The following is a 22,105-nucleotide window of genomic DNA, read 5'->3' as shown; positions in this document are numbered from 1 at the left end:
CTTGCGGGCATGGACCTGACTGCCGCCACCCGCTCCCTCTCGTCCGCCGTTTCCGCCGCCGCACGGTTGCTCTCGGCCCGCTCCGGTCTGCTTCTGCGCGCCGGGCGGGACGGCCTGACCGTCGGCGGCAACGACAGCGAACGAGCGGTCCGCCTGACCAGCGACGCCGTCGTCCACACCGACGGCGAGGTCATGGTCCCGGCGGGGCCGCTCGCGGAGACGCTGCGCATGCTCGACGACGATCTGGTGCGCCTGGTCGTCGAGGGTTCGAGGCTGGCCGTGCGAGTCGAAGGCGGCCGGTTCGCGCTGCCGTTGCTGAGCCGTGAACTACAGCTCTCGGAAATGCCACCCAAGGTGTCCGAAGTGGACGGTGCCGCGCTGGTGACGGCGTTGCGCACCGTCGCGGGCACGGCGGCCAAGGACGACGCGCTGCCGATGTTCACCGGCGTCCGAGTGCAGAGCTTCAGCCGTGAGCTGCGGCTGACCGCGTCCGACCGGTACCGGATGGCCGTGGCCACCCTGCCGCTGCGCTGCGAGGGCGAACCGATCGACGCGCTGGTCCCGGCGGGTCTCCTGGCCGAGACGGCGAAGCAGGCGCGTGGCACCGTCGGCCTGCACGGCGACGGCACCCGGTTCGGGTTGAGCTGGGCCGGGGTCACCGTCACCACCGCCGTGCTCGACGCGGGATTCCTGTCGGAGAAGCTGATCGAGTCGTCCACTGTGGACACCACGGTCGAGGTCGCCGCCGACGCGCTGGCCGCCGCTGTGCGCCGGGTCGGTGTCTACGCGGACGAGCGCCGGGTGCTGACACTGGAGGTCGGCGACTCGCACCTGCGGCTGGCCAGTTCCAAGCAGGACACCGGCGAGGCCGAAGAGACTCTGAAGGCCGAGGTTTCCGGCGGCCGGACGTCGCCCTCGTTCCAGGCGCGGTACCTCTTGGACGCGCTGCAGGGGTTCGCCGGAGAGCGGGTGCGGCTCGGCATCCAACCCGGGATGCGGGCCTGCGTCATCCGCGCGGTGGAGCCGGGCGATGTGGACCTGACCTACTACGTGATGCCGATGCTGCCGCGCTGAACCGGCCTCGTGGGTGGTCAGGGCGGCCGGAGCGGACCCGTCTACGAGACCTGACACCCTCTCGACCGTCCCATAAATGTCTTACCGAGGAAGGTGTCCCGAAAGCCACTTTGGGGACATCAGACGTCGCGAAAGTGGCTTTCGCGACTCCCGCCCGGCGCGGAGCCCGCACGCGCGCCAACACCGGCCGCAACTCAGGCCGAAGCGTCCTTCACCGCGGCCTCGACCTCCGCGAACGAAGGGTTCACCATTGCCTTCGAGCCCACGAAGACTGTCGGCACGACCTCGTTTCCGTTCGCCACCGAGCGCACGCGCGCGGCCGCGTCCGGGTCCTCCCAGATGTTGACCGCCTTCACCTTGAACCCGCTCTTCGACAACGGCCGTTCCAGCGCCGCGCAGAACCCGCATCCAGGGCGCCAGTAGAACTCGACCTCGACGTCACTCATTCGCCGTCCTCCGACCTCAGGTAGTCCAACTGCGCCCGCACACTCCACTCGGCGGGCGTCCACAAAGCCTTGTCGACGTCGGCGTAGACGACCTCGACCACCTGGCGCGGGGTGGCGTCCGCGCCGAGGGTCTTCAGTGCCGAACGCACCTGATCGAGCCGTTCTTCCCGGTGCGCCAGGTATTCGCGCGCGGTCGCGGCCAGGTCGGGCAGTTCGGGGCCGTGTCCCGGCAGGCCGACGGTCCCGGCGGGCAGCTCGATGAGCTTCCGCAGGGAGCGCAGGTAATCGCCGAGGTCGTGCAGCACGGTCGTCCCGCGGCCGAGAATGGTGTCGCCGGTCAGGATCTGCCCGTCGGACACCAGGCAGATCGAGTCGCCGGTGTGCCCTGGCGTGTGCAGCACGGAGATCTCCACGCCGCCCGCCTCGATCACTTCACCGTCCACAAGGGACTTACCGCCGATGCACAGCGACTCGTCGAAGGCCCGCACCGGAGCGCCGACGCGCTCGGCGAACCAGGGCGCGCCCTCCGCGTGGTCGGGGTGATGGTGGGTCAGGACGATCAGCTCGACGGCGCCGGTTTCCGCCAGCAGTGTCAAATGTTCGATGTCCTCGTGACCGGGGTCGACGACAACGGAACCGGTCGCATCGGATCCGCGCAGCACCCAGGAATTGGTGCCTTCCAACGTCATCGACGACGGATTGTGTTCCAGTAGCACGGAAGCCGTCGGCGTGACGCGGCGCAGCACGCCGTACGCGGGGGCGTTCACGCCGGGTCCAGCACGACGCGGACCTTGTCGCCGTCACGCACCAGCGTCGGCATGATCTTCACGATCTCGCGCTCGACGGCCTGAGCCGCGGCCGCCATGTCGAAAGCGCCCAGCTCCGCGAGCGTGATCCAGGTCGGTGGCATGAGCATGCGGCGCCCTTCCTTGGCGTCGGCGATGGCTTCCTCCGGCCGCTGCCAACCGGAGCTGACGGCTTCGGAGGTGGCGCTGTCCGCCTGCTGCCCCTTGGGCAGAACGGCGACGAAGAAGCAGGTGTCGTAGCGGCGCGGTTCCTGGGGCGGGGTGACCCAGTTCGCCCACGGCCGCAAGAGATCCGCGCGCAGTGTCAGGCCGTTCGCTTCGAGGAACGCGGCGAGCGAGAGTTCGCGGGAGACCAGCTTTTCGCGAGCGTCGTGGTACGGCGTCGTGTCGGTGACGACGGTGTCCCCGAGGCTCGCGAGCAGCACGCCCGACTCCTCGAACGTCTCCCGCACGGCCGCGCACACCAGGGCGCGGGCCAGCGATTCCCCGCACCCGAAGCGCTCCGCCCACCAAGCCGGTTTCGGGCCGGCCCAACTCACCGAGGTGTCGACGTCACGCGAGTCCACCCCGCCGCCGGGGAACACGGTCATCCCGCCCGCGAACGGCATGCCCTTGACCCGGTGCTGCAGGAAGACCTCGACGCCGTCGGAGCCGTCGCGGAGGAGGATCACGGTCGCCGCGTCCTTGGGCGTCACCGGCTCGCCGTCGGCGTTGGCGCGGGTGCCCACCCCGGCCCCCACCGGGATGTCGAATGTCAGTTCTTCAGCCACACCCGCAACCTAACATCGCGTTTCGTCCTCTAGTTGCGATAGTTGCGCGTGCAACCACCGCAACTAGAGGACGAAACGCGTAGGGCTTACGAAGACCAGCTAGAGCCACTGCTGCGCGAAGCACCGTTCAGCCGGATCTTCGCCGCTTCGGCGCGCTCCCGTTCGGCGAGCTCGGCGTGCAGCTCGCGCAGGAGCGCACGGTCACGCTCGCTCAGGCTGGGGTCGTCGAGGTCGAGAGCGGGCAGCTCGACGACCTCGTGCATGCTCGGCTTGCCCGAGGCGATCTCGCGACCCTTTTCGGGGTCCTCCTTGAGCGCCTGACGTAGCTGCGCCACTTCGGCCGGGGTCAGGTCCGCCGTGCGCTCGGCGCGGGTCTCCGCCCGTGACTTGCGTGGCGGCGACTGCTCCGGAGACGGCGCCGATGGCGCCGGTGCGGATACCTGCTGCACGATCGGCACCACCGGTGCGATCGACTCGATCGGTTCGTGGCCGCCGCTGCCCACCGGCCGCAGGCCGTGCCTGCTCGGCTGCTCCTTGACCGGCTCGGGAGCCGGAGCGAGAGCGGGCGGCGGGGTCACCGGCTCGGACCGAAAGTCACTGGAATGGGTACTCCCGGTTACCCAGACAGGACTCGCGGCCGACGACGCGGCCTGGTGGTACGCGGACCGTGCGACACCGGGTCCCGCGACCTCGACGACCGAGCGGATGCCCGCCCGGCGAAGCGCGGTGTCCACGCGGAACGCGACCGCGGGCGGGTTGCCCTCCGGGCCGATCTCGACCAGGACGACCCGCTGCGGCAACGAGCCTGGCACGCTGCCGGCGGGCGTGTTCCGCCACACCGCGTGCACCGAACGGACGTCCGGCAGCACCTGGAGGGTGCGGTCGAGCGCCTCGGCGAGGCCGAATTCGGGCTGGTTCTCCCCGGTGAACCGGTGGGTGAGCACCGACTCGTCCTCTTCCACGAGCAGGTCGTTCGCCAGGGTGGCGTCGGACCGGCTCATCTCGAGGACGAGCGCGAGTTCACGCTGTTCGGACGAGCTCACCGGGATCTTCCCCGCGATCAGGGTGCCGGTGGTGAGCTCCACCGCTTCGTCGATGTGCGCGCGCGCGATCAGCTCACGCGCTTCGGTCAAAGCACTGTCGTCGATTCGACCCGCCAGGGCCAGTAACAGGTTATGCAGGCGCAGGGGCACCGAGAACCCGTCCATGGGCGGGCCGTCGTGGACCTCCACCATTGCTCTGCTCCCTCCCGGCTCGCCTGGTGGTGCGAGCGTTAAGCGGCGACCAGCCGACTTCCGGTGTCCACCGCGCCCACACAGACCAGCTCGGAGTTGGCGAGCGCGACACGGTGATAGCCGGTGAGGTCGATGCTCGGCGGGAGAACCTCGACGCCGGGCTCCTCGTCACCCAGCACGCGCAGGACGCGCTGCAGTTCGCCGGTCAGCCTCGGCAGCCCGTTGAGCGCCGTGACCAGGAGGACTCGTTTCGCCCCACCCTCACCGACCACACCGAGGTGTCGCCAGCTTTGCCGCACTTCACCCACATCCGGCCGGCCCCGCAACGTCGCGTGGATCAATACGGACACAGAGTCGACGGAGTTCACCCATTCGGGCGCACTCTGCGTGAATGTGTACCTGGTCTCGGTGACGTCGTCTACCCCCAGGGTGGAACTCACCTGATGCCAGTCGGCCCCGTGAGGAATAAGCCCGGCGACTAGCAGGCGATACTCGGTTTGGTCCAGATCGATCCTGTGCTTAAGCAAAGACCTGGGCAGGGTTCGCGCGAGCGTGCCCATCGCGCCCTCGCCCAGCCAGTCGCGGAACCGCCACAAAAGCTGGTCCGGCAGCCGCCCGGCCAGCCGGAGCAGCAGCTCGTGCGAGGACTTCTCGATGTCCGGGTCCATCACTTCACCTCCACGATCAATTCGATCTCGACCGGCGCCCCGATCGGCAGCTCGGCGACCCCGACGGCCGAGCGGGCGTGGATCCCCGCCTCGCCGAAGATCTCGCCGAGCAGCTCGGACGCCCCGTTGATCACCGCGGGCTGACCGGTGAAGCCCTCCGCGGACGCCACGAACCCGACGACCTTGACCACCCGCACGACGCTGTCGATCCCGACAACCGAGTCGACCGCTGCGAGCGCGTTGAGGATCGAAGTCCGCGCGTACTGCTTCGCTTCTTCGGGGCTGACCTCGGCGCCGACCTTGCCGGTCGCTTCGAGCTCACCCTTGACGAAGGGCAGCTGCCCGGACGTGTAGACGTACGAGCCGGTGCGGACGGCGGGCACGTAAGCCGCCAGCGGGGCGGCGACGCCGGGCAGTTCGATACCGAGCTCGGCGAGTCGATCGCTCCAGGTCATGGCTTCAATCCCCTAGTTCTTGACTCGTTTGAGGTAGGCGACGTGCTGCTCGCCGGTCGGGTTCGGGAGCACGGTGACGAGCTCCCAGCCGTCCTCGCCCCACTGGTCGAGGATCTGCTTGGTGGCGTGGATCAACAGGGGGACGGTCGCGTACTCCCACTTGGTGGCGCTCATGTCCGGGAGCGTAGTCAAACCGGCAACCCTGCCCGACACACATGCGGAAAACCCTGTCGCGAGCCGTTCGCCGATTTCCCGCCGATGTGGTTCACTTCACACCTACTCGTGAGTAGATAGGACGCTGACATGCGGACAACGAGGTCCCTTTCCGCCGCCTTCCTGGCCGCGGTACTTGCCCTGAGCTGCGCTGCACCGGCGAACGCCGCCCAGAAACTTCCCGTTCCGTGGACACTCGCCGCCGCCCTGCCCGCGCAGGCGGCGACTCCCGGCGGCCCGCCGCCCGGATCGAACGATTTCGACTGCCGTCCGAGTACCGCCCACCCGAACCCCGTGGTGCTGGCGCACGGTCTCGGCGCCAACCAGACGGTGAACTGGCAGACGTTCGGCCCGCTGCTCAAGAACAACGGGTACTGCGTCTTCTCCCTGACCTATGGCGTCCCGGGGAAACCGCTGCCGCTCTACCAGCCGGGCGGGCTCCTGCCGATGGAACAGAGCGCGAAAGAGCTGTCGGCGTTCGTCGACAAGGTGCTCGGCGCGACCGGCGCGTCCAAGGTGGACATCCTCGGGCATTCCGAGGGCACGCTGATGCCTTCTTATTACGTGAAGTTCCTCGGCGGTGCGTCCAAAGTGGACAAGTACGTCAGCCTGACCCCGCTGTGGGACGGCACGACACTGTTCGGCGCCTCACATCTGTACGCACTCGCGGGCGCGCTGGGCCTCAGCCCCGGCTTCAACGGCATCCTCGACCCGGTGTGCGGATCGTGCCGCCAGTTCCTGCGCGGTTCGGAGTTCCTCACGAACCTGCGCGCCGGCAACGGCATCTTCCAGCCTGGCGTGACGTACACGAACATCCTGACCCGCTACGACGAAGCCGTCGTCCCGTACACGAGCGGGCTCGGGAAGGGATCGAACGTGAAGAACATCGTCCTGCAGGACGGCTGCCTGCTGGATCTGGCCGAGCACGCCGGGGTCGCCGCCGACCGCAACGCCGCCGGGCATGTCCTCAACGCGCTCGACCCGGCGCACGCGAAACCCGTCCCGTGCGTGCCCGCGACCCCGATCGGAAGCTGAAGGGGACTTTCCCCGCATGGGACGCGGTGAAAGCTCCCTTCGCCGCGTCGCATGCGGGGAAAGTCCCCTTCAGCCCCCACTAGGCTGACCGGGGTGGAGACCTGGCGCATCGTCGCGACCGTCCTGCTCGCCGCGGCCGGGTTGCCGCTGGTGCTGGTCCTGATGGCGAAGGCACGGGACCGCACGGACAGCTCGGCGACGGTCGCGATCACCGGCGCGGTGGCCTTCGTGGCTCTCCTGCTGTTCGGTGTGGTGATGCTCACGGTGCTGCCCGGAGCCCTGACCTGGGCCATCGTCGCGGTGGTCGCGGCTGCGCTCGGCGTCATGATGCTGGCGAGCTGACCACTCAATTAGGGTGGGACCGGTGAGCACTCCCCTTGCCGGCTGGACCGACGAACTCGCGAGAGCCCGCCTGCATTTCGTCACCGGCAAGGGCGGGACGGGCAAGACCACGCTCGCCGCCTCGCTGGGCCTCGCGCTCGCCAAGGGCGGGCGCCGCGTGCTGCTGATCGAGGTCGAAGGCCGTCAGGGCATCGCCCAGCTCTTCGACACCGAGCCGCTGCCGTACGCCGAGCAGCGCATCGCGGCCGTTCCAGGCGGCGGCGAACTGCGCGCGCTGCACATCGACGTCGAGGCGGCGCTCCTCGAATACTTCGAGATGTTCTACAACCTCGGTTTCGCCGGGCGGACGCTGCGGCGGATGGGCGCGATCGAGTTCGCGACCACCCTCGCGCCGGGTCTGCGTGACGTCCTGCTCACCGGGAAGATCAAGGAATGCGTCGGCCGGACCGAATCCGACGGCCGCCACACCTATGACGCCGTCGTCGTCGACTCGCCCCCCACCGGCCGGGTCGTGAAGTTCCTCGACGTCACCAAGGCACTCACCGACCTCGCCAAGACCGGTCCGATCCGCGGCCAGGCCGACGGCGTCGTCCGCCTGCTGCACTCCGGCGAGACCGCCATCCACCTGGTGACGCTGCTCGAAGAGATGCCGGTGCGGGAAACCGTCGAAGCGGTCGCCGAACTCGACGGCGCGGATCTGCGTCCCGGCGCGGTCCTGGTCAACCGGGTCCGCCCACCGCGGCTGCCCGCGCGCTCGGTGACCGCCGCCGCCGACGGCCGCGTCGATGCCTCCCGCGTCCGCGCCGGGCTCGCGTCGGCCGGGCTGAACCTGCCAGAGAGCACCCTCGACGCACTGGTCGAAGAGACCGTCGAGCACGCCGTCCGGGTCGCGGCCGAGCAACGCGCCCGCGAGCAGCTGGCCGAAGCGGACCTGCCGGGCCTGGAGCTGCCGGACCTGACCGACGGCGTCGACGTCGCGGCGCTCTACGACCTCGCCGAAGCACTGACCGAGCAGGGAGTGCGCTGATGTCGGGCGTCCTGGAGATCGACAAGCTGATCGACGATCCGGAAAGCCGGGTCATCGTCTGCTGCGGGTCCGGCGGGGTCGGCAAGACGACCACCGCGGCGGCGCTGGCGTTGCGCGCGGCCGAACGCGGACGGCAGACGGTGGTGCTCACCATCGACCCGGCGCGGCGGCTGGCACAGGCGCTCGGCCTGCGTGAACTGGGCAATCACCCGAAACAGGTGCATGTCGAAGGGTTCGAGCCCAAGGGCGAACTCTGGGCGATGATGCTCGACATGCGCCGCACGTTCGACGACATGGTGCGGGTGCACGCCGGCCCGGAACGCGCCGAACAGCTGCTGCAGAACCCCTTCTACCAGACCATTTCCACGTCGTTCTCCGGCACGCAGGAGTACATGGCGATGGAGAAGCTGGGGCAGCTCGCGGCCACCGACGAGTGGGACCTGATCATCGTCGACACGCCGCCGAGCCGGTCCGCGCTGGACTTCCTCGACGCGCCGACACGGCTTTCCAGCGCGCTCGACGGCCGTATGATCCGGCTGCTCACCGGCCCCGCGAAGGCGGGTGGCTGGGGTCTGCGCAAGGTCGTCAACGCCGGGTTCTCGATGTTCGCGAAGGCCGTCTCGACGATCATCGGCGGCCAACTGCTGACCGACGCTTCGGCGTTCATGCAGGCCTTCGACAGCATGTTCGGCGGTTTCCGCGAACGCGCGCGCAAGACCTCCGAGCTGCTGCGGTCCGGCGGCACTTCTTTTCTCGTAATAGCCGCACCGGAGCCGGACGCGCTGCGCGAGGCGTCCTACTTCGTGGAGCGGCTTTCGGAAGAGAGCATGCCGCTGGCCGGGCTGGTCGCGAACCGGACACATCCGGTGCTCGCCCCGCTCACCGGCCCCGAGGCCCTCGCGGCCGCGGAACAGCTGGCGAAGGGCGAGACCGGCGCACCGCTGGCCGAAGCCGTCCTCCGCCTGCACGCGGACCGGGTCGCGCTGGCCGAACGAGAGACACGGCTGCTCGCCAGGTTCACGCGGGCGCATCCCGAGGTCCCGCTGGTGCGGGTGCCCGCGCTCCCCAGTGACGTGCACGATCTCGGAGGCCTGCGCGACATCGGCACAAGACTCGCTACGCAGTCCTGAAGGTCCGTGAAGGACTCCTTCCCAACCTTGGACTCAGGGAAGGGGTCCTCCACGGATTCTCGATCACGAGACTCGGACGCGTACGTCTTCCTCTTCGTCGATCCCGGTGAAACTGCGCTTCGCCGCTTCAAGCAGGTCCGCCCAGCTGGTCACGTCCGGCCGCCGCCTCAGCAGCGCCCGCCGTTCCCGTTCGGTCATACCTCCCCAGATGCCGAAGTTGATCCGGCCATCGAGCGCTTCGGCGAGACATTCCGTCCTGACCGGGCAGCCAAGACAGACCGCCTTGGCCCGGTTCTGCTCGGCACCCCGGACGAACAAACCGTCCGGATCGGTGTCGCGGCACGACGCGTTGACCCGCCAGCTCGACTGCTTGGTCTCCATACCCCCAGCTCCCTACCCTGGTGTTCGACACACCACGGGGGGACGAAAAGCCTGCGCTCCTGCCCCCATGAGCGTGTCTCCCTTGTGCTCACGTCGGTTCAGCCGACACCTCCCCGGTGCCGGTGCCTCCGTTCGGTCGAATGCGACTGCCGCTCGCACTCACCCGTCTGTCGGCTTTTTCATACGTGAGACGTTGACGGACTGTAGGGGCCCTCGGTTCCCCCCGCCAAGCCCTAGGATGCCTCCCATTACCAGCCGTCACCAAATGGGGTCGATTTTGTGACCGGATCCGCACCGACAGCGAGGTGACGTCACGGTGGGCTAACGGGATCCGCGTACCCTGGTCCGCGTGCGCAAAACGGACGGTCTACTGAAGCTCCTTGGCCTGTGTGTGCTCGCGGGGGTGCTGGTCGCGGGAATGCTGTTCCCGGTGGCGGGCGCCGCGGGCGTGATCTCCAACCAGGCGAGCGAGACCGTCGACAAGACATCTTCGGATCTTGCGGACATCCCGCCGCCCTTGGTGACGACCGTCACCGACAACACCGGCAAGCAGATCGCGACGCTGTACAAGCAGTTCCGCATCCCCACCACCGAGACCCAGATCAACGACGCCATGAAGTGGGCGCTGATCTCGGTCGAGGACAAGCGCTTCTACGAGCACAACGGGGTGGACTGGAAGGGAACGCTGCGCGCCGCGGTCAGCAACACCACCGGCGGGGACACCCAAGGCGCGTCGACGCTGACGCAGCAGTACGTCAAGAACTACCTGATCAACGTCGTCTACCGGGACGACAAGCCGGGACAGAAGCGCGCACAGGAACAGTCGATCGCCCGGAAGCTGAAGGAAGCCAGGATCGCGATCCAGCTGGAAACCAAGCTGAACAAGATGCAGATCCTGACCGGATACCTGAACGTCGTCGAGTTCTCGCGCGAGATCTACGGCGTCGGCGCGGCCGCGAACGCGTACTTCAACACGCCCGTCGAGAAGCTCACGGTGCCGCAAGCGGCGTTGCTGGCCGGTCTGGTGAACAACCCGAGCTTCAATGACCCGTGGAAGAACCCGGCGAGGGCGACCGAACGCCGCAACCTGGTGCTGGACCGCATGGTCGACAACCAGAAGCTCGCGAAGGCGGACGCGGAACGGTTCAAGGCCGAGCCACTCGGCGTCGTCGAAGGCGGCCCGCAGAAACCGGCGCCGAACTGCACCGGCGCCGGTCCGGAGAACGGTTTCTTCTGCCAGTACGTCGAGGACTATCTCCTCGAGGCCGGAATGACGAAGGACGACCTCTACACCGGCGGTTACCAGATCAAGACCACCTTGGACGAACGGGCGAACCACGAAGCCAAGATGTCGGCCGAAGCCCAGGTCAAGAAGACGCAGGACAACGTCGCGAACACGCTCTCACTGGTGAAACCGGGCAAGCAACGACACGAAGTCGTGGCGCTGGCGGCGAACCGTGACTACGGGCTTCACGAAGACCAGGGCCAGACGACCTTCGCGTTGCCTTCCGGCGTCTACAACACCGCTGGCGCCGGCTCGGCGTACAAGGTCTTCACCGCCGCCGCGGCTCTGGAGGCCGGTGTGGCTGGGATCAACAGCTCACTCCCGGTGCCCGACTTCTATACCTCCAACGTATTCACCGGTGGTGGCAACAAATGCGCCCCGACCGGGCCGCCGCTGCGCTCTCGCTGGTACTGCCTCGGCAACGCGGCTGACTACAACCCCGCCGGTGGGTCCATGTCGCTGCAGCAGGCGCTGGCGACCTCGCCGAACACCGCGTTCGTGATCCTCGAGGAAAAGGTTGGGAACACCGGGCCGATCGTGGAGATGGCACGCAAGCTCGGCATGCGCGACACCATGGCCAGCAACCTCGGTGGCGGCAACGTCGACCCGAATTCCACCAACCGGGGGGTCAACATCAGTCAGCAACAGGCTTTGGGGCCGGGCCCGAACTCGGCGGGTACCGGTGCTTTCACCCTCGGGGTGAGCCCGCTGTCCGGCTTGGAACTGGCGAACGTCGGTGCCACGATCATGAGCGGTGGCGTCTGGTGCCCGCCGACCCCGCTGGCCGGTGTCACCGACCGGGACGGAAAGCCGGTGCCGGTCAAGGAAGCCGCCTGCGAGCAGGTGGTCCCCGAAGGTCTCGCCAATACCCTCGCGGTCGGCATGAGCAGGGACAGCGCACCCGGCGGCACATCGTTCGGTGCCGCGAATGGCGTCAGGTGGAACCGGCCGGTGATGGGTAAGACCGGGACCACACAGAGTAACGGCTCGGGATCCTACCTCGGGGCCACTCCACAGCTCGCGGGCGCGGCGATGGTGTTCCGCCCGAAGGGTGGAAGTGGCGGTCTCTGCTACCTCGGCCCGGGTAACGTGACTACCCGCGGCTGCGAGAACATGTTCGGCGGGAAGACGCCGGCGCAGACCTGGTTCGGGGCGATGTCGAAGATCCTCGAAGGCCAGGAAGCGCTGCCGCTGCCGCAGCCGGACCCGAAGTACATGGGCGGCGGACGCTGACTCCTCGATGTCACTTTCACCAGCGCAAATCACGATGAGTAATATTAATATAACTTTGAGTGAGTAACCGGCGGCCTAACGGGGAACGGCGATCGACGGAATCATGTCACCTGATCCCCACACCCCGCTCCGACCACGGAAAGTGAAGAAAAGAGGCCATTCCAGCGATTTTTCGCCATCGCCGGAATGGGGGCGAACGATCACCCCGGACGAGCACGTAAACTGGACAGTGTGAGCACGCTCAGTAACAGCAGCAGTTCGGGAAAGACGGTACGGCACTTGGCCGTGGGAACCGTCGCCCTGGGAGCCGCGACCCTCGGTTACGCGGTCGGGATCGAAAGGCGCCGGTGGACGCTTCGCACCGCGGAGCTCCCGGTCCTCGCGGCAGGGGCGAAGCCCTTCACGATCCTCCACATCTCGGACCTGCACATGCTCCCCGGTCATGTGAGCAAGCAACGCTGGGTAGCCGCGCTCGACGAACTCGAACCGGACCTCGTCGTCAACACCGGTGACAACCTGTCACATCAGCAGGCCGTCCCGTCCGTGCTGCGCGCACTCGGCCCTCTGCTCAACCGGCCCGGAGTGTTCATCTTCGGCAGCAATGACTACTACGCACCGAAACCGAAGAACCCCGCGCGCTACCTCATGCCAAAAGGCAAGAAGAAGCGGATCCACGGCGAACACCTGCCGTGGCGCGACCTCCGCGCGGCCTTCGTCGAACACGGCTGGGACGACCTGACCCACGTCCGGCGCACCATCGAGGTCGCCGACCAGTACGTCTTCACCGCCGGCGTCGACGACGCCCACCTCCGCCGCGACCGCTACGCCGACATCGCAGGCCCCGCCGACACGGGCGCCGCGGTCCGCATCGGCGTCACCCACTCCCCGGAACCTCGCGTCCTCGACGAGTTCGCCGGAGACGGCTACGACCTCGTCCTCGCGGGCCACACCCACGGCGGGCAACTCCGCGTGCCCGGCTACGGCGCCGTCGTCACCAACTGCGAACTCGACCGCGCCCGTGCGCGGGGCGCGTCCCGCTGGGGAGCCCAGATGTGGCTCCACGTCTCCGCCGGACTGGGCACCTCGCCGTACGCCCCCGCCCGCTTCGCTTGCCCTCCCGAGGCCAGCCTGCTGACGCTGGTCCCACGGGGTACGACCAGCGCCGATCACCGGAAAGCATCCCCCCGCAAAGCCCGAAACACCGTCCGCTAAACTTCTCCTCGACCCGCTAAGAAGTATCCGGGGTGTGGCGCAGCTTGGTAGCGTGCCTCGTTCGGGTCGAGGAGGTCGTGGGTTCGAATCCCGCCACCCCGACGTTGGATCGAAAGAGCCTTGCTCGCACGTTTGCGAGCAAGGCTCTTTCGCGTCGCGGGGCAACTTTGCTTGAGATGGGCCTTGGTGTCCCCCAGGGCGCTTCGTGCCGCCAAGGCTTTCGCCGAACATAGCTCGATGTCCCCAATGCGGCATTGGGGACGCTCAACGTCTCCAATGTGCGATTGGGGACATCAGCGGCCCTGAGCCCAGCCAGCGGGCGACATTGCACCCCGCCTCACCGAAAGCACGCGGGCAGCCCCCGCCGCTCCCAGGGGGGCGACCCCGGACCCAGCGTATCGGTGAGGGGCGTCGGGACTGGGCGAAAGAGGGGGCGGCGGGGCTGGTTGTCCACAACGGCGGGTGGGTGTGGACAACCGGGGCCCGCCACTCGCCGTAGGGTTCCCAATCCCTCATTCGAGACGCTGAGTGCCCCCAATGAGGCATTGGGGACACCGGCGAGCGCGAAAGAGCGCCAGCGAGCGCCAGTGAGGCGTGGCCCGACATCACCGGGTGGCCAGAAGCTCCGTCCAGCACTGGGCGAAGTCACCATCGCCGGATCGCGCCCAGGACCAGGCCGAGCGGGCGGCCGAAGCGAGTTGGTCGCGGTCCGGGGTCGTCGCGGTTTCCAGTGCCGTCACCAGCCGTGCCTCCACGTAGGTCGCCAACGCCCGGTACGTCGAGTCCGTGCGGTAGCGGGTTTTCGTTCGCACGTCGGTGAAACCGGCGGCGGTGACCGCGGCGGGGATCGCTCGTCCGGCGAACGGGTCGCCACCTGCGCGGCGGCACAGCAGATAGTGCCCGCGGAGGGCGGCGTCGACGTTCGCCGTCTTCGGCCGGAGCCGTGCCCGACTCCAGTCCGATGTGGACAGTGCGAGGGAGCCGCCCGGTTTGAGTACCCGCCAGATCTCCGCCAGAGCGGCGCCAGGTTCCTTCAGATGCTCGAAGACGGCGTGCGCGAAGATCACATCCACCGAAGCCTCGGCGAACGGCAGCGCGCACGCGTCCGCGGCCAGAAAGTCCACTGTGGACTTTCTGTGCCCGGCACCGATACCGAGGGTGATCGAACCCGGCCCGCAGCCGACGTCGACAACCCCCATCCCCGGCCCGAACAGCGGTTGCGCGAACACGGCCCGTTCGACCGCCTGGCGCGCTGACCGCGCGGACACCGCGGCGCGCGGCGCGTTTCCCTCCAGCACCCCGCACACAGTACGGCTCCGGAGTGGCAGGATCGAGGGGTGAGCACGCAGCCAGGCAACAAATATCCGTCCGCGGCGGTCCCGGACCGCCTGTTCGACGACGCCGAAGCCGAGGCAAGGTGGCGGGCCCGCTTCCGCGCGCCGCGTATCTCGGTCCCCGAGTGGGCCATCGACGCCCCGGACGCGAACGTCTACGTCTCCAACGCCAGCGGCGTCTGGGAGGTGTACTCCTGGGACCGTGCGACCGGTGAGCATCGCCGCGTCACCGACCGGCCCGCCGGGACCATGCACGCGACCCCGTCCCCCGACGGCCACTGGATCTGGTGGTTCGACGACACGGACGGCGACGAATTCGGTTCCTGGGTCCGCGAACCGTTCACCCCGGGGGCCGCCGCCGAGCGCGCGGTGCCGGACGTCCACGACGGCTACCCCGCCGGACTCGAGATCGGCACCCGCGTGGTCGCCGTCGGTGTCTCGACCGACGACGGCAGCGAACTCTTCGCGCACATCGACGGGGAGACCACGAGCTTCTACCGGCATGACGACGACGCCGGGATCGCGTCGCTGTCCCGTGACGAGTCCCGGCTCGCGATCTCCCATTCCGAGCACGGTGATTCGCGACACCCCGCGCTGCGCGTCCTGTCCACCGACGGCTTCGCCGCGGTCGCCGACAAATGGGACGGCGAGGGCAAGGGCCTCGGCGCGCTGGAGTTCTCGCCGGTCGCGGGCGACCAGCGGTTGCTGGTGCTGCACGAGCGGCGCGGGCGCGAGGAACTCCTGATCTGGGACGTCGCCGCCGACACCGAGCGGGAAATCGAACTCGACCTGCCCGGCGAGGTGGTCGCCGGCTGGTATCCCGGCGCGCACGCGCTGCTGGTCGTCCACTTCCACCAGGGCCGCAGTTCCCTTCACCGGTACGACCTCTCGAACGGCGAATTGTCCTCTTTGGACACGCCGCCGGGCCGCATCGGCGGCGCCGGGGTGCGACCCGACGGCACGGTCGAGTACTCGTGGTCCAGTGCAGCGCAGCCGACGGCGGTGCGCGCGCGGACCGTCGACGGCGCCGACTCGGTGCTCCTCGAACCGCCGGGCGAGCGGGCGCCGGAATCCGCGCCGGTCACCGACGCGTTCGTCGACGGGATCGGCGGGCAGATCCACGCGCTGGTGTCCCGTCCGGCCGACGCGCCGGAAGGCCCGCTCCCGACGGTCTTCTCCTTGCACGGCGGGCCGCATTCCGCCGACGAGGACCGGTTCTCCGCTTACCGTGCCGTCTGGCTCGACGCCGGTTTCGCCGTCGTCGAGGTCAACTACCGCGGCTCGACCGGCTACGGTTCGGCCTGGCGTGACGCCATCGAGGGCCGTCCCGGCCTGACCGAACTCGAAGACGTCGCCGCCGTACACGACTGGGCCGTCCAAAGTGGACTCGCGGATCCGGCGAAGTGCGTGGTGAACGGTGCTTCGTGGGGCGGTTACCTGAGCCTGCTGGCGCTGGGAACCCAGCCCGCTCGCTGGGCGGCCGGGATCGCCGGAGTGCCTGTCGCGGACTACGTCGCCGCGTATGAGGACGAGATGGAGCAGCTTCGCTCGTTCGACAGGGCGCTGTTCGGCGGTTCGCCGGAGACGGTGCCGGCGGTATACCGGGAATGCTCGCCGATCACCTACGTCGAGGCCGTGACGGCGCCGGTGCTGGTACTCGCCGGGGACAACGACCCGCGCTGCCCGATCCGGCAGGTCGAGAACTACCTCGACAGGCTCGCGAAGCGGGAGACGCCGTTCGAGTTCTACCGTTTCGACGCGGGCCACGGGTCGCTGGTGATCGCCGAGACGGTCAAGCAGACGGCGATCGAGGTGTTCTTCGCGCTGCGGGCCGTCGGGCTTCGCTGACGTGTTGTGAACGGACCTTTCATAACAGCTCTGTCAGGGTCCCGGCAAAGTCCCTGAACTCCTGTTGACCAAGCTCCGCAACGGTGTGACCCGCGACGACGCAGGACTTGGGACACTCAACGTCCCAAGTCCTGCATCGTCAGCCTCATACAGCGGCGAAGAGCCGCCTGACCCGCAAGAACTCGAAAAGTCCGTTCATAGCATCGGCGGCTGGGTCAGCGCTCGGAGAAGAGGGTCCCGCCGGACGCCCAGTGTTCGGCGGGGATCTCGTTGATGGTCACCCAGACACCTTCGGGATCGCCGCCGCAGGTGCGGGCGAAGGCGTCGGTCACCTCGCGCACGAGGGCCTGCTTCTGCTCGGCCGTGCGACCGGGGAACATCGAAACACTGATCATCGGCATGGCCGAACTCTAAAGCCCTCGGTCGTGCTTCCTGAGCCTGTCCACCGCGTAGGCGTCGCCTTCGAAGGTGAGCCGGGCGGCGTCGCGGCCGAAGACGAACAGCAGCAGCTCGATCGGCGCACCGATCACGGTCACCGTGTCGGGACCTTCCTTCACCCGCGCCTCGCGGCCTTCGGGGGTCTTCAGGATCACGCCGACCGGCGATTTCCGCAGGTTCAGCTTCGACGCCTGCTTCGCCGATTTCCACGCCGCGGCATCCCGCGAGGACTCGGCAGGACGCGGCTCCCAGCCGGGCTGCCCGCGGCGGACGTCCTCGTGGTGCACCAGGAACTCCGCGCTGTTGGTCAGCTCGTCGAGCGCGCCGATCGACGTCGGCCAGAACCAGGCGGGGCCGGACCGCACCTTGCCGACGACGTCGGCCCACGGCCGCGCGGCGAAGGAGTCCTGCACCCGCCGCGTGTACGACGCCAGCGCGGGCACCAGGATCCCGGGCATCGCGTCCGGCCGCCGCTCACGCACCAGCAAGTGTGCCGCGAGATCCCGCGTCTTCCAGCCCGTGCACAGGGTCGGCGCGTTCGGGCCGACCTCTTCGAAAAGCTGGCTCAACGCACGACGTTCGTCTCCGGCGACTCCCATACCCCCCGACGTTACGCGCCGGTAGGGCCACGGGAAAACCGGCGTGACGCAAGGCACCCGGCTCAGTGATGGAACGCGGTCCGCGGTCGCGGGCGGTGATCGAGATCGGGCAGTAGCCGCCGGAGGTCGGCGAGCAGCAGATCCGCGAGGTCGTGCGTGAAACCGTTGCGCACCACGATCCTCAGCACCGCGAGATCGGTCCGGTGCGCCGGGAACGTGTACGCCGGGACCAGCCAGCCACGCTCGCGAAGCCACCGTGACACGTCGAAGACGTCGATGCCCTCGACGTCTGCCCTCGTCGTGAAGGCGAACACGGGCAGCTGATCGCCGCGCGTCAGCAGTTCGAACGGGCCCAGCTCCGCGATCCCGTCGGCCAGCTGAGTCGCCACGTCACGCGAAGCCTGTTGCACAGCACGGAAACCTTCGCGCCCGAGCCGGACGAACGTGTAGTACTGCGCGGCCACCTCGGCACCGGGACGCGAGAAGTTCAACGCGAATGTCGGCATGTCGCCACCGAGGTAGTTGACGTTGAAGACCAGCTCTTCCGGCAACGCCGCCTTGTCGCGCCACACCACCCAGCCGACGCCGGGGTAGACCAGCCCGTACTTGTGCCCGGAAGTGTTGATCGACGCTACCCTCGGCAGGCGGAAGTCCCAGACCAGCTCCGGATCCAGGAAAGGCGCGATCATCGCGCCCGAAGCGCCGTCGACGTGGACCGGGATATCCCAGCCGGACCGTTCCTGGAGCCCGTCGAGTGCCGAGGCGATCTCGGCGACCGGCTCGTAACTGCCGTCGAAAGTGGACCCGAGGATCGCGACGACGCCGATGGTGTTCTCGTCGCACCGGGCGATCGCCTCGTCCGCGGTGAGGTGGAAACGGTCGCCTTCCATCGGCACCAGCCGTGGCTCGACCTCCCAGTACTCGCAGAACTTCTCCCAGCAGACCTGGACGTTCGCGCCCATCACCAGATTCGGCTTCCCGGTGCGTCCCAGCTTCGACCAGCGGCGCTTCAGCGCCATCCCGGCGAGCATGCAGGCCTCGGACGACCCGGTGGTGGAACAACCCATGATCGCGGTGGGATCGGGCGCGTGCCACAGATCGGCGAGGATGTTCACACAGCGACGCTCGAGCTCCGCGGTCTGCGGGTACTCGTCCTTGTCGATCATGTTCTTGTCGACGCATTCGGCCATCAGCTCGCGGGCCTGCGGCTCCATCCACGTCGTGACGAACGTGGCGAGGTTGAGCCGGGCGTTACCGTCGAGCATCAGCTCGTCGCGCACCAGCTGGAGCGCGGTGTCGGGCGGGAGCGGCTCTTCGGCGAGGGAGTCGTGCGGCAGGCGGATGCTCGCGGCGAGCGCGGGGTACGCGCCGGCGTGCAGCGGGTTGGCCCCGCCCTTGCGGTCCGAATCGGTGGCCTGATCGGCCGCGGTTCCCTTGTGCAGCACCATGGGTCGAAAGTAGCGTCTCGTGAGTGGTAAGGACGCTCAGAACCGTCCTTACCACTCGCGAGGTGGAAGGGGTCAGGCCTGCTGGGCCTGCCACATCCAGTGCGCCTTCTCGAGTTCCTGGGTGATCGCGATGAGCAGGTCCTGGGTGACCAGGTCGCTCTTGTCGGTCTCGTCGATACGCTTGCGCAGCCGCTCGATCAGCGCCGCGAGGATGTCGACGATCGCGCCGACGGTGGACTCGACGGACTGCCAGTTGTCGGGATACGACGGCAGGCCGGAACTCTCCACGACGGCTTTGGCCTGGCCGTTCGGGGAGATACCGATGGCGTTGGCGCGCTCGGCGACCTCGTCGACGTACTGGCGCGCGGTGGCGACCAGTTCGTCGAGCTGCAGGTGCGCGCTGCGGAAGTTCGCGCCGACGACGTTCCAGTGAGCCTGCTTCGCGATCAGCGACAGGTCCACGAGGTCGACCAGCGTGGCCTGCAAGGCGTTACCGGTGATCTCCCTGTCGGCTTCGCTCAGCGGACTCTGGATCGGGGACTTGCCCATTTTCGGTCTTCCTTTCAGAAATCAGCCGGTTCGGGAAATGGACCCGCCGCGTGCGGGATCAGACCGACGCGGACAGCGCGACCTCGATGTTGCCCCGGGTCGCGTTCGAGTAGGGGCATACCTGGTGCGCCTGCTCGACGAGTTGGTCGGCCTGCGCCTGCTCCAGGCCGGGCAGTGAGACCTTGAGCGCGACGCCGAGGCCGAAGCCGGCGCCCTGCTTGAGCACGCTGACCTCGGCGGTGACGGTCGAGCCGTCCAGCTTCACCTTGGCCTGGCGCGCGACGAGCTGCAGCGCGGAGTGGAAGCAGGCCGAATAGCCCGCGGCGAAAAGCTGCTCGGGGTTGGTCTTGTCCCCGCCCGGCCCGCCCATCTCCTTCGGGATCGCCAGCGACTCGTCGATGACGCCGTCGGCGGAAGTGACCTCACCGTTGCGGCCGTCGCCGCGAGCGGTGGCCACAGCGGTGTACAGAGCCTCAGCCATTCTTCGCCTACCTCCTGGTCTCAAAACACGCCCCGTTGAGCGTCTCTCTGGTGCCAACGTCCCGCCACCGCGAAACCTTGCCACCCATGGCAGGCATCACGCCCGGAAATTACCCGGACGAGGACCGAAGCAAACGATCAGTGAGCGACGCGACCGAGCGCGAACTCGGCGACCTGGCTTCCGATCAGGCGAAGGGTGCGGACCGACTTGTCGTCGGAGGCACCGTCGGCTTCGTCGAACTTCGTCTCCGCGGAGTTGATCGAACCACCCAATGGGGTGGCCCAGCCACGCAACGCGTGCGTGATCGTGCGCAGCTGCTCCAGCGTGGTGACCGCGGCCTGCCAGCCGTACGCGACGGCGGCGAGGCCGACCGCGCGGCCGTCGAGGTACGGGCGAGCGTCGTCGCGCAGGTCCTCGACGTAGTCCAGGGCGTTCTTGACCAGGCCGGACAACGCGCCGTGGTAGCCGGGCGAGACCACGATGATCCCGTCGGCGCGGCGGATCGCCTCGACCAGCCGCACCGCCCGTTCGTGCCGCTCTTCCGACGAGGTGTCGTAAAACGGCAGCACCAGCCCAGGCCCCGTGATCAGCTCGGTGGTGACTCCGACCTCCGCCGCGCCACCCAGCGCGATGCGCAGCGCGCGCTCGGATTGGGAACCGTCCCGCAGGGAGCCGCCGATACCGAGGACATGAACCGCGTTCGTCGAAGTCACGATTTCGAGGCTAACCCCTCTACTTGAGTGGAGAACCAGGATCAGGAATGGAGGCCTGAGTCACACTCGTTCGCCGCAACGGCCCCATTTCCCGCTGGACGGCATACCTACTCGAAAGTAACCTGACGGGAAGTCCTCAGGAGGAAGCATGGCGATACCACTCCAGATCCGTGCCGAGGCCGCGTTTTCGCAGCTGGCGTTCTGGCTTCCGAGGCCTGCCAGAAGGGCCATCGCCGGACCGCCGCTCCGCCTGGACGGCCAGGAACTGGCCCTCGACGCCCAACTCCTGCTTCGCCTGCAGAAGCTGGCGAAGGCTTCCCTGGTTCGAGGAAGCGTCGAAGAGTCACGCAGCCTGCTCCTGGCGAGCAGGCACCTGGTCAGCGGGCCGACGATCGAGCCGGTCGCCACCAGGGAACTGCTCATCCCGACAGGCGACGGTGACGTGCCCGCCACGCTCTACACCCCGGCCGGGCTGCCGGATCCGTCCGGGCTGCTGGTGTTCTTTCACGGCGGCGGCTGGGTGGTCGGCAGCCGCGTCTCCCACGACAACACGGTCCGCTATCTGGCGAAGCAGGCCGGCGTGCGGGTTCTTTCGGTGGAGTACCGGCTCGCGCCGGAGACGCGGTTCCCCGGCGCCACCGAAGACGCGATCGCGGCCTTCGAGTACGCCTTCGCGAAGGCACAGGGACTGGGCGCCGACCCGGCCCGCATCGCCGTCGGCGGCGACAGCGCGGGCGGGAACCTCGCGGCGGTGACCGCACAACAGGCGGTGAAACGCGGCAGCGGGGTCCCGGCGTTCCAGCTGCTGTTCTACCCGGCGACCGATTTCACCGTGCGCCGCCGTTCCCGGGAATTGTTCGCGGAGGACCTGTTCCTCACCGATTCCGACATGACCTGGTTCGAAGGACATTACGTGCCGAAGGGCACCGATCTGTACAACCCGAAACTCTCCCCGCTGCACGGCGACGTTTCCGGACTGCCACCGGCGTATATCGCGACGGCCGGTTTCGACCCGCTTCGCGACGAAGGTGAGGCTTACGCGGAGAAATTGCGGAAAGCCGGGGTCCCGGTGGCCCTCAGTCGCCAGCCGGACCTGATCCACGGGTACATCAATTTCCTCGGCGTCGGGCAGCGGTTCCGCGAGGCGACGGCCGAAGCGGCGGGCGCTCTGCGGCTCGGGCTCGCTCCGAAATAGCGAACGGCGAGGCTTCCTCAGGGCACTCCGCGCCCGATCGGGACTTCACCGCGCGACAGCCGAACACGGCCGGGACCCGGGTGCGGAGGAATGTCCACACCCGGGTCCCGGCCCCCCATATCGTGGCCCGCCGCCCTGCACGGCGAACCAGACGACTCCCGCGGTCCAGGGCGCGGGGAGTGGAACCG

General features: G+C 68.3%; 24 protein-coding genes and 1 tRNA gene. 10 read left to right on the top strand and 15 right to left on the bottom strand.

Features of this window, described 5'->3' with window-relative positions; all coding sequences use genetic code 11:
• Positions 1-9: 9 nt before the first annotated feature.
• Complete coding sequence (gene dnaN / locus ACM6LU_RS08560; RefSeq protein WP_414936988.1) at positions 10-1,074, top strand: DNA polymerase III subunit beta; 1,065 nt, start codon at positions 10-12, stop codon at positions 1,072-1,074.
• Between the two features lie 194 nt (positions 1,075-1,268).
• Here dnaN and ACM6LU_RS08555 read toward each other — a convergent pair whose 3' ends face one another.
• From ACM6LU_RS08555 to ACM6LU_RS08525, 7 genes are all read right to left on the bottom strand, one after another.
• Positions 1,269-1,520: a glutaredoxin domain-containing protein gene (locus ACM6LU_RS08555; protein WP_414936987.1), complete on the bottom strand. Its 252-nt coding sequence runs from the start codon at positions 1,518-1,520 to the stop codon at positions 1,269-1,271.
• Positions 1,517-2,287: an MBL fold metallo-hydrolase gene (locus tag ACM6LU_RS08550; RefSeq protein ID WP_414936986.1), complete on the bottom strand. Its 771-nt coding sequence runs from the start codon at positions 2,285-2,287 to the stop codon at positions 1,517-1,519. Before ACM6LU_RS08550 ends, ACM6LU_RS08555 begins: the two co-directional genes overlap by 4 nt.
• The gene (locus ACM6LU_RS08545; RefSeq protein WP_414936985.1) at positions 2,284-3,096 is read right to left on the bottom strand and encodes an NUDIX hydrolase; all 813 of its coding nucleotides are present in this window, start codon (positions 3,094-3,096) and stop codon (positions 2,284-2,286) included. The genes ACM6LU_RS08550 and ACM6LU_RS08545 overlap by 4 nt, the downstream gene beginning before the upstream one ends.
• 86 nt (positions 3,097-3,182) lie before the next feature.
• On the bottom strand, positions 3,183-4,331 hold the full coding sequence (locus ACM6LU_RS08540; RefSeq protein ID WP_414936984.1) for a hypothetical protein: 1,149 nt from the start codon (positions 4,329-4,331) through the stop codon (positions 3,183-3,185).
• 38 nt (positions 4,332-4,369) lie between these two features.
• On the bottom strand, positions 4,370-4,999 hold the full coding sequence (locus ACM6LU_RS08535) for a hypothetical protein (RefSeq protein ID WP_414936983.1): 630 nt from the start codon (positions 4,997-4,999) through the stop codon (positions 4,370-4,372).
• The gene (locus tag ACM6LU_RS08530; protein WP_414936982.1) at positions 4,999-5,454 is read right to left on the bottom strand and encodes a RidA family protein; all 456 of its coding nucleotides are present in this window, start codon (positions 5,452-5,454) and stop codon (positions 4,999-5,001) included. The genes ACM6LU_RS08535 and ACM6LU_RS08530 overlap by 1 nt, the downstream gene beginning before the upstream one ends.
• Before the next feature lie 12 nt (positions 5,455-5,466).
• The gene (locus ACM6LU_RS08525; RefSeq protein ID WP_414936981.1) at positions 5,467-5,628 is read right to left on the bottom strand and encodes a hypothetical protein; all 162 of its coding nucleotides are present in this window, start codon (positions 5,626-5,628) and stop codon (positions 5,467-5,469) included.
• Between the two features lie 129 nt (positions 5,629-5,757).
• Between ACM6LU_RS08525 and ACM6LU_RS08520 the strand changes: the two genes are divergently transcribed.
• From ACM6LU_RS08520 to ACM6LU_RS08505, 4 genes are all read left to right on the top strand, one after another.
• A complete protein-coding gene (locus ACM6LU_RS08520) occupies positions 5,758-6,702 on the top strand; it encodes an esterase/lipase family protein (RefSeq protein WP_414936979.1) in 945 nt (314 codons plus the stop codon).
• 93 nt (positions 6,703-6,795) lie between these two features.
• Positions 6,796-7,044 carry a hypothetical protein gene (locus ACM6LU_RS08515; RefSeq protein WP_414936978.1) on the top strand — a complete coding sequence of 83 codons (249 nt, stop codon included), beginning with the start codon at positions 6,796-6,798 and terminating at the stop codon, positions 7,042-7,044.
• A gap of 22 nt (positions 7,045-7,066) precedes the next feature.
• Entirely contained in the window at positions 7,067-8,071 is a 1,005-nt protein-coding gene (locus tag ACM6LU_RS08510) for an ArsA-related P-loop ATPase (protein ID WP_414936977.1), read from the top strand.
• Positions 8,071-9,201 carry an ArsA family ATPase gene (locus ACM6LU_RS08505; RefSeq protein WP_414936976.1) on the top strand — a complete coding sequence of 377 codons (1,131 nt, stop codon included), beginning with the start codon at positions 8,071-8,073 and terminating at the stop codon, positions 9,199-9,201. The genes ACM6LU_RS08510 and ACM6LU_RS08505 overlap by 1 nt, the downstream gene beginning before the upstream one ends.
• A 63-nt stretch (positions 9,202-9,264) precedes the next feature.
• Here ACM6LU_RS08505 and ACM6LU_RS08500 read toward each other — a convergent pair whose 3' ends face one another.
• Positions 9,265-9,582, bottom strand: a complete 318-nt coding sequence (locus ACM6LU_RS08500) for a WhiB family transcriptional regulator (RefSeq protein ID WP_414936975.1) — start codon at positions 9,580-9,582, stop codon at positions 9,265-9,267.
• Positions 9,583-9,931: 349 nt separating this feature from the next.
• Between ACM6LU_RS08500 and ACM6LU_RS08495 the strand changes: the two genes are divergently transcribed.
• From ACM6LU_RS08495 to ACM6LU_RS08485, 3 genes are all read left to right on the top strand, one after another.
• Positions 9,932-12,100 carry a transglycosylase domain-containing protein gene (locus ACM6LU_RS08495; RefSeq protein WP_414936974.1) on the top strand — a complete coding sequence of 723 codons (2,169 nt, stop codon included), beginning with the start codon at positions 9,932-9,934 and terminating at the stop codon, positions 12,098-12,100.
• Between the two features lie 231 nt (positions 12,101-12,331).
• A complete protein-coding gene (locus ACM6LU_RS08490) occupies positions 12,332-13,312 on the top strand; it encodes a metallophosphoesterase (RefSeq protein WP_414936973.1) in 981 nt (326 codons plus the stop codon).
• A 28-nt stretch (positions 13,313-13,340) separates the two neighbouring features.
• Positions 13,341-13,414, top strand: a tRNA-Pro gene (locus ACM6LU_RS08485).
• Between the two features lie 503 nt (positions 13,415-13,917).
• On the opposite strand, the gene ACM6LU_RS08480 is transcribed toward ACM6LU_RS08485, so the two are convergent.
• Complete coding sequence (locus ACM6LU_RS08480) at positions 13,918-14,610, bottom strand: methyltransferase domain-containing protein (protein WP_414936972.1); 693 nt, start codon at positions 14,608-14,610, stop codon at positions 13,918-13,920.
• A 39-nt stretch (positions 14,611-14,649) separates the two neighbouring features.
• On the opposite strand from ACM6LU_RS08480, the gene ACM6LU_RS08475 reads away from it, so the two are divergent.
• The gene (locus tag ACM6LU_RS08475) at positions 14,650-16,494 is read left to right on the top strand and encodes a prolyl oligopeptidase family serine peptidase (RefSeq protein ID WP_414936971.1); all 1,845 of its coding nucleotides are present in this window, start codon (positions 14,650-14,652) and stop codon (positions 16,492-16,494) included.
• A gap of 215 nt (positions 16,495-16,709) precedes the next feature.
• On the opposite strand, the gene ACM6LU_RS08470 is transcribed toward ACM6LU_RS08475, so the two are convergent.
• The 6 genes from ACM6LU_RS08470 to ACM6LU_RS08445 all read right to left on the bottom strand — a co-directional run bounded on the left by ACM6LU_RS08470 (position 16,710) and on the right by ACM6LU_RS08445 (position 20,722).
• The gene (locus tag ACM6LU_RS08470) at positions 16,710-16,895 is read right to left on the bottom strand and encodes a 2-hydroxymuconate tautomerase (RefSeq protein ID WP_414936970.1); all 186 of its coding nucleotides are present in this window, start codon (positions 16,893-16,895) and stop codon (positions 16,710-16,712) included.
• A gap of 9 nt (positions 16,896-16,904) precedes the next feature.
• Entirely contained in the window at positions 16,905-17,531 is a 627-nt protein-coding gene (locus tag ACM6LU_RS08465; RefSeq protein WP_414936969.1) for a TIGR03085 family metal-binding protein, read from the bottom strand.
• A gap of 62 nt (positions 17,532-17,593) precedes the next feature.
• Entirely contained in the window at positions 17,594-18,979 is a 1,386-nt protein-coding gene (locus ACM6LU_RS08460) for a glutamate decarboxylase (RefSeq protein ID WP_414936968.1), read from the bottom strand.
• Positions 18,980-19,051: 72 nt separating this feature from the next.
• Positions 19,052-19,528 (bottom strand): Dps family protein, encoded by a 477-nt coding sequence (locus ACM6LU_RS08455; RefSeq protein WP_414936967.1) that lies wholly within the window; start codon positions 19,526-19,528, stop codon positions 19,052-19,054.
• A 58-nt stretch (positions 19,529-19,586) separates the two neighbouring features.
• Positions 19,587-20,009, bottom strand: a complete 423-nt coding sequence (locus tag ACM6LU_RS08450) for an organic hydroperoxide resistance protein (protein ID WP_414936966.1) — start codon at positions 20,007-20,009, stop codon at positions 19,587-19,589.
• Positions 20,010-20,146: 137 nt separating this feature from the next.
• Positions 20,147-20,722, bottom strand: coding sequence for an NADPH-dependent FMN reductase (locus ACM6LU_RS08445; protein WP_414936965.1), 576 nt, complete (start codon positions 20,720-20,722; stop codon positions 20,147-20,149).
• A gap of 148 nt (positions 20,723-20,870) precedes the next feature.
• Between ACM6LU_RS08445 and ACM6LU_RS08440 the strand changes: the two genes are divergently transcribed.
• Entirely contained in the window at positions 20,871-21,917 is a 1,047-nt protein-coding gene (locus tag ACM6LU_RS08440; RefSeq protein WP_414936964.1) for an alpha/beta hydrolase, read from the top strand.
• The last annotated feature ends 188 nt before the right edge of the window (positions 21,918-22,105 follow it).

This window comes from Amycolatopsis sp. cmx-11-51 (assembly GCF_047608665.1).
Lineage (GTDB): Bacteria > Actinomycetota > Actinomycetes > Mycobacteriales > Pseudonocardiaceae > Amycolatopsis.
Note: the sequence above shows the minus strand (reverse complement) of the source record. Positions and strands in the feature narration are given on the sequence as shown.